Source organism: Ramlibacter sp., from assembly GCF_035706265.1.
Classification (GTDB): domain Bacteria; phylum Pseudomonadota; class Gammaproteobacteria; order Burkholderiales; family Burkholderiaceae_C; genus Ramlibacter.
In genome coordinates, this window is the sequence record NZ_DASSVG010000420.1 from 1 (window position 1) to 6358 (window position 6358).

Annotated in this window: 7 protein-coding genes; 5 read left to right on the forward strand and 2 right to left on the reverse strand. The window is 70.4% G+C overall.

The genetic code is table 11. From position 1 onward, the window contains the following. A partial coding sequence (locus VFM98_RS14955) for a LysR substrate-binding domain-containing protein (RefSeq protein ID WP_325110706.1) occupies positions 1–228 on the forward strand: 228 nt, incomplete at its 5' end. A gap of 103 nt (positions 229–331) precedes the next feature. Here the strand turns inward: VFM98_RS14955 and VFM98_RS14960 are convergent. Then, entirely contained in the window at positions 332–2329 is a 1998-nt protein-coding gene (locus tag VFM98_RS14960; RefSeq protein WP_325110707.1) for an acetoacetate--CoA ligase, read from the reverse strand. Positions 2330–2464: 135 nt separating this feature from the next. On the opposite strand from VFM98_RS14960, the gene VFM98_RS14965 reads away from it, so the two are divergent. From VFM98_RS14965 to VFM98_RS14980, 4 genes are all read left to right on the forward strand, one after another. Further along, on the forward strand, positions 2465–3067 hold the full coding sequence (locus tag VFM98_RS14965; RefSeq protein WP_325110708.1) for a helix-turn-helix domain-containing protein: 603 nt from the start codon (positions 2465–2467) through the stop codon (positions 3065–3067). Positions 3068–3136: 69 nt separating this feature from the next. After that, positions 3137–4036 (forward strand): alpha/beta fold hydrolase, encoded by a 900-nt coding sequence (locus tag VFM98_RS14970; protein ID WP_325110709.1) that lies wholly within the window; start codon positions 3137–3139, stop codon positions 4034–4036. Positions 4037–4117: 81 nt separating this feature from the next. Beyond that, entirely contained in the window at positions 4118–5467 is a 1350-nt protein-coding gene (locus VFM98_RS14975; protein WP_325110710.1) for a solute carrier family 23 protein, read from the forward strand. Between the two features lie 11 nt (positions 5468–5478). After that, entirely contained in the window at positions 5479–5901 is a 423-nt protein-coding gene (locus tag VFM98_RS14980; RefSeq protein WP_325110711.1) for a hotdog fold thioesterase, read from the forward strand. A 143-nt stretch (positions 5902–6044) separates the two neighbouring features. Here the strand turns inward: VFM98_RS14980 and VFM98_RS14985 are convergent. Continuing rightward, a partial coding sequence (locus tag VFM98_RS14985; protein WP_414709032.1) for an ATP:cob(I)alamin adenosyltransferase occupies positions 6045–6358 on the reverse strand: 314 nt, incomplete at its 5' end.

A 6358-nucleotide genomic window follows, 5' to 3' on the forward strand; every position in this document is an offset into this window, starting at 1 on the left:
AATGCGGAAGTGCGGCTGCGCTCCGCGGTCGCGGGCCTAGGCGTCGCGCGGATCACGGCGACCTTCTGCGCCGAAGCGGTCGCGCGCGGGGAACTGGTGCCGCTGCTGCCGCAATGGCGCTGCGAGCCGCTCAAGGTCTACGCGCTGCTGCCGGGGCGCAGGCTGGTGCCCGCGAAGGTGCGGGAATTCCTCTCGCGCCTGGAAGACGAAGCGAGCGGGCTGCTGTGATCTCCGTAGTGCATGTCACCCCCGCGCAGGCGGGGGCCCAGAGCACGCGCGCAGCGCGTGGCATGGGACGCCCTGGATCCCCGCCTCCGCGGGGATGACGGCGTCAGGAGGCGCGTGAACGCGCGAACGCCACATACGCCTCCAGGCTCCCCGGATTCGCCATCGCATCCCGGTTCACCACCTTCTCGATCGGCTGGCCCAGCATCAGCTTCTTGATCGGCAGCTCCTGCTTCTTGCCGGTGAGCGTGCGCGGGATCTCGGCGACCTGCACGATCTCGTCGGGCACGAAGCGCGGGCTCAGGGCCGTGCGGATCGCGCCGGCGATCTTCGCCTTCATCGCTTCGTCGAGCGTCACGCCCGGGCGCAGCACCACGAAGAGCGGCATGTAGCTCGCCCGGCCCAGGTACTCCAGGTCCACCACCATCGAATCCAGCACCTCGGGGATGCTCTCCACGGCGCTGTAGATTTCCGCCGTGCCCATGCGCAGGCCATGGCGATTGATGGTGGCGTCGCTGCGGCCATAGATGATGCAGCCGCCCTCGGGCGTGATCTTCAGCCAGTCGCCATGGCGCCAGACGCCGGGGTAGGTGTCGAAGTAGCTGGAGAGATAGCGCTGGTTGCCCGGGTCGTTCCAGAAGTACAGCGGCATCGAGGGGATCGGCCGCGTGCACACCAGCTCGCCCACTTCGCCGATCACCGGCTGCCCCTGCTCGTTCCACGCTTCGACGGCGCAACCGAGCATGCGGCACTGCATCTGCCCCGGCACCTGCGGCAGCTCGCGGTTGCCGCCGATGAAGGCGCCGGCGAAGTCGGTGCCTCCCGAGATGTTGCACCACCAGATCTCCGGCACGCCGAGCGAGCGGAACTGCTCGATGCCCCAGCGCTGCACGTCCTCCGCCAGTGGCGAGCCGGTGGTGCCCAGCGCCCGCACGGATTTCAGCCCCGGCCACTGCGCGAGCTGGAGGCCCGCCTTCATGCAGTTGGAGAAGTACGCCGCGCCGGCGCCGAAGAAGGTCACGCCCAGGTCGGCGGCGAAGCGCCACAGCACGCCCCAGTCCGGCTTGTCCTTGCTGCCGGCCGGATTGCCGTCGTAGATGCAGCAGGTGGTGCCATTGAGCAGGCCCGCCATCTGCGCGTTCCACATCACCCAGCCGGTGGAGCTGTACCAGAGGTAGCGCTCGCCGCGGCTGTTCTCCTCGTAGCTGCAGCCCAGGTCGTTGTGCAGCACGCACATCATCTGCATCACGAGCAGGATGCCGCCGTGCCCGTGCACGATCGGCTTCGGCAGCCCGGTGGTGCCGCTCGAATAGACGATCCACACCGGATGGTCGAAAGGCAGCCACAGCGGCTCGAATGCGTCGACCTCGGCGCCCGAGGCACCCGTCACCTCCGCGAAGTCGGTGTGCGGCGGCAGCTTTGCGCCATCGAGACCGAGGTTGCGGTGCACCAGCACGTGCTGCACGCTGGGCAGGGCCGCCTTCAGTTCCGCGACGATGCCGGTGCGGTCGTAGTCGCGCCCGCCGTACGTGACGCCGTCGCACGCGATCAGCATCTTGGGGTCGATCTGCTTGAAGCGATCGAGCACCGCATTCGTGCCCATGTCGGGCGCGCAGATGCTCCAGACGCCCCCCAGGCTCACGACGGCGAGGAAGGCGACCATCGCCTCCGGGATGTTCGGCAGGTAGGCCGCGACGCGGTCGCCGGGCTGCAGGCCCTGGGCCTTCAGGTGCAGCGCCACGGAAGCGACCTGGCGCCGCAGCTCGGGCCAGGAGAGCTCGCGGTGCTGGCCCTTCTCGTTGCGCGCGATCAGCGCCGGCACGCCCGCCGCATGCGCGGCATCGACGTGCCGCAGCACCTGCCGCGCGTAGTTCACCTGCGCGCCCTCGAACCAGCGCGCACCCGGCATCTTCTCCTCGGCCAGCACGGCGCGGTGGGGCGTCGGCGATTCGAGCTTGAGGTACTCCCAGATGCTCTGCCAGAACGCGTCGAGGTCGCGCACCGACCACTCCCACAGGGCCTGGAAGTCGGGGAACTCGAGGCCGCGCGTGGCGCGCAGCCAGTCCTGGTAGCGGCGGATCTGGGGAACGTAGGGAGCGGACATGGGACGAGCGTAGCGCCGCCCGAGGCCGTTCCGGACCAGCGCCACTCAGGGTTTGTACGGGCGTGCGGCAGCCGGTGCCCCAGCCGAGGATCCCGCCGCTTGCAATTTCGCACGGGCGTGCTAATCTGCGCACCCATGGACGCCAGGACCTCCAAAAGCGAACTCACCCGCGCCGCCATCGTCGGCGCAGCGCTGGACCTCGCGGCGGCCGAGGGCCTGGAGTCGATCACGCTGCAGGCGGTGGCCGACCGCATCGGCCTGTCCAAGAGCGGCGTGTTCTCGCGCGTCGGCTCGCGCGAGGCGCTGCAGAAGGCAGTGGTGGACGAGTTCGGCCGCCGCTTCATCGCCGACGTGTTCGTGCCCGCCATGCAGCAGCCCAAGGGCCTGCCACGGCTGAACGAGATCATGCGCCGCTGGATCCAGCGCACCCGCGACGTGGAGGCGCACACCGGCTGCGTCTTCACCGCCGGGGCGTTCGAGCTCGACGACCGCGACGGACCCTTGCGCGAGCACCTGCTCGGCGAGGTGAACCGCTGGCGCGCCGCGCTGCGCCGCACGGTGCTGCAGGCGATCGAATGCGGGCACCTGAAGGCCGACACCGATCCCGAGCAGCTGGCCGCCGAGATGTCCAGCCTCGTCATGGGCCTGCTGCACGACATCCGCTTCCTGCGCGACCCGCGCGCCGCCGACCGCGCCCAGGCCACCTGGGCGCGCCTGCTGCACACCTACCAGAGCTGAGTTCCACCCTTCCCACCTGACGGCATCCTCCGCCTTCATTTCGCACGACCGTGCGCAGAAAGGATCCCCATGGCCTCCGACACCCCCTCCGGCGCCGCCGGCCTCCCCGCCGGCTTCTACGGCGAGACCCTCGGCATCCGGCTGTTCCGGCTCGGCCTGCGCGGCTCGCAGGCGCTGTGGCCGCAGCTGGCGGTGCGCGCCGCCGCGCGCCTGTTCACCACGCCGCTGCCGCCCAAGTGGCTGCACCGCGGCGCGTGGCCCGAGGGCTGGCGCATCGAGCCGTGGCCGTTCGAGCGCGCCGGCCTCACGCTCTACACGCCGGCATCTGCGTCGGAGGACGCACCGGTCGCCCTGCTCGTGCACGGCTGGGCCGGCCACGCGCGGCAGCTGCTGCCGCTGGCCGAAGCGCTGGCCGAGCACGGCTGGCGCCCCGTCGTGCTGGAGCTGCCGGCGCACGGCCGCAGCGCGGGCAGCCGCAGCAACCTGCCGCAGTTCGCGCGCGCCATCGAGTACGTCGTGCAGCGCCTGCAGGCCCAGGGCCGCCCGGTGCGCCTGCTGGCCGGCCACTCGCTGGGTGCCAACGCCGCCGCCTACGCCGCCAGCCGCGGGCTGCCCATCGAGCGCCTGGTGCTGCTCGCCCCGCCCGCCTCGCCGCGCGCCTACACGCGCTACTTCGCCCAGGTGTTCGGGCTGCGCGAGCCCGTGCGCGCCGGCCTGCAGCAGCACATCGAGCAGCGCGAAGGCGTGCTGATGCACCAGTTCGAGCCCCGTGCCGTCGGGCCGCGCATCGCGGCGCCGACTCTCGTCGTGCACGACCGCGGCGACCGCATCAACGGCTTCGCCGACGGCGAGGCGTTCGTGCGCGCCATCGCCGGTGCGCGGCTCGTCGCCACCGAAGGACTGGGCCACCGCAAGCTGCTGCACGACGCGAGCGTGATCGCGCGCGTCGTGCTGTTTGCAGCTGGCTGACCGCCGTCGCCTCCTTTCTTGCGTGCCCCCGGCATTGCTCCTAGCATCGGCCGGTTTGGCACCAAGGAAGGAGAACGACAGATGGGCCTGTTCGACTGGACGGAGAAGCCTGCAGCAGTGCTGCAGCAAGGGGGCGTGATCGCCCCCGACGAGCGCCTGCCCTGGCCGCAGACCGCGGCCATGGGCGTGCAGCACGTGATCGCGATGTTCGGCGCGACGGTGCTGGCGCCCATCCTCATGGGCTTCGATCCCAACATCGCCATCCTCATGAGCGGCATCGGCACGCTGCTGTTCTTCGTGATCACGGGCGGCAAGGTGCCCAGCTATCTCGGCTCCAGCTTCGCCTTCATCGGCGTCGTGATCGCGGCCAGCGCGTATGCCGGCAAGGGCCCCAACACCAACATCGGCGTGGCGCTGGGCGGCATCATCGCCTGCGGCGTGGTCTACGCGATCATCGGGGCCATCGTGCACGCCATCGGCACCGGCTGGATCGAGCGCCTGATGCCGCCGGTGGTGACGGGCGCCGTGGTGGCGGTGATCGGCCTCAACCTGGCCGGCATCCCGATCAAGAACATGGCGGCCAACAACTTCGACAGCTGGATGCAGGCCGTGACCTTCGTCTGCGTCGGCCTGGTGGCCGTGCTCACGCGCGGCATGGTGCAGCGGCTTCTGATCCTGGTGGGGCTGGTGATCGCCAGCGTGATCTACGCCATCCTCACCAACGGCCTCGGGCTGGGCAAGCCGATCGACTTCTCCGGCGTCGCCAGCGCCGCCTGGTTCGGCGCGCCGGGCTTTTCGGCGCCGGTGTTCAGCGGGCCCGCGATGCTGCTGATCGCGCCGGTGGCGATCATCCTGGTGGCCGAGAACCTCGGCCACATCAAGGCGGTGACGGCCATGACCGGCCGCAACCTGGACCAGTACATGGGCCGCGCCTTCCTCGGCGACGGCGTGGCCACCGTGGTGAGCGGCTTCGCGGGCGGCACCGGCGTCACCACCTATGCCGAGAACATCGGCGTGATGGCGGCCACCAAGATCTATTCGACGGCGGTGTTCTTCTTCGCGGCGCTGATCGCGGTGGTGCTCGGCTTCTCGCCCAAGTTCGGCGCCGTGATCCAGGCCATCCCGCTGCCGGTGATGGGCGGCGTGAGCATCGTGGTGTTCGGCCTGATCGCGGTGGCCGGCGCCAAGATCTGGGTCGACAACCGGGTCGACTTCTCGCAGAACAAGAACCTGATCGTGGCGGCCATCACGCTGGTGCTGGGCACCGGCGACTTCACGGTGAAGTTCGGCGGCTTCGCGCTGGGCGGCATCGGCACCGCCACCTTCGGCGCGATCCTGATCTACGCCCTGCTCAATCGCAACACCTCCACCGGCGTGTCGGTGGCCGACGCGCCCAACGTGGAGACCACGACGGCGCAGCGCCCGCGCTAACATCGCGCCCCATGCCGATCTGGACCCGCCCCATCTCCGTCGAGGAACTCACGCACATCCACGAAAACACCGCGCCCCGGCACCTGGGGATCGAGTTCCTGGAGGTCGGCGACGATTACGTGAAGGGGCGGGTGCCGGTGGACGCGCGCACGGTGCAGCCGTACGGCATCCTGCACGGCGGCGTGAGCGTGGTGCTGGCGGAGACGCTGGGCTCGACTGCGGCGGCGCATTGCGCGCCGCCCGGGCACCGGGTGGTCGGGCTGGACATCAATGCGAACCACATCCGCGCCGCGTCATCGGGGTGGGTGACAGGGGTTGCCAAGCCCGTGCACGTCGGGCGCAGCACCATGGTGTGGCAGATCGAGATGCGCAACGACGCGGGCGAGCTGACCTGCGTGTCGCGGTTGACGTTGTCGGTGTTGGCGCCGCGGTGAGCAGCCGCGAGGCCGCGCGGTATTCGCGGTATTCGCAGGCTGGCGCTGAGCGGCGACAGCCCGAAGCCCAGCGCTTGCGGCGGCCAAGAAAAACCCCGGCGCTTCGCGCCATCGCTGGGCTTTCGCTTCGCTCCAGCACCAGCCTACGAGGAGCCAGCCTCCGAGCGCTTCAAGCGCTCGCTCTTCCAGTACACGTCGTCGCCGCCATTCATGCGGTTGAATACGCGCGCCAGCACGAACATCAGGTCCGACAGGCGATTCAGGTACTGCCGTGGGGCGTCGCGCACGCTCTCCTGCGCGCCCAGGGCCACCAGCGCGCGCTCCGCGCGGCGGGCCACGGTGCGGCAGACGTGCGCCTGCGCGGCGGCGCGGTTGCCGGCGGGCAGGATGAACTCCTGCAAGCGGGGCAGCTGCGCGTTGTGATGCGCCAGCGCGGCGTCCAGCGCCGCCACCGCTT

What these genes read in the sequence shown, in the direction of transcription:
- VFM98_RS14980 (WP_325110711.1), top strand. Translation starts at nt 5,479, where the DNA reads ATGCCGATCTGGACCCGCCCCATCTCCGTCGAGGAACTCACGCACATC.
- VFM98_RS14965 (WP_325110708.1), top strand. Translation starts at nt 2,465, where the DNA reads ATGGACGCCAGGACCTCCAAAAGCGAACTCACCCGCGCCGCCATCGTC.
- VFM98_RS14970 (WP_325110709.1), top strand. Translation starts at nt 3,137, where the DNA reads ATGGCCTCCGACACCCCCTCCGGCGCCGCCGGCCTCCCCGCCGGCTTC.
- VFM98_RS14975 (WP_325110710.1), top strand. Translation starts at nt 4,118, where the DNA reads ATGGGCCTGTTCGACTGGACGGAGAAGCCTGCAGCAGTGCTGCAGCAA.
- VFM98_RS14960 (WP_325110707.1), bottom strand. Translation starts at nt 2,329, where the DNA reads ATGTCCGCTCCCTACGTTCCCCAGATCCGCCGCTACCAGGACTGGCTG.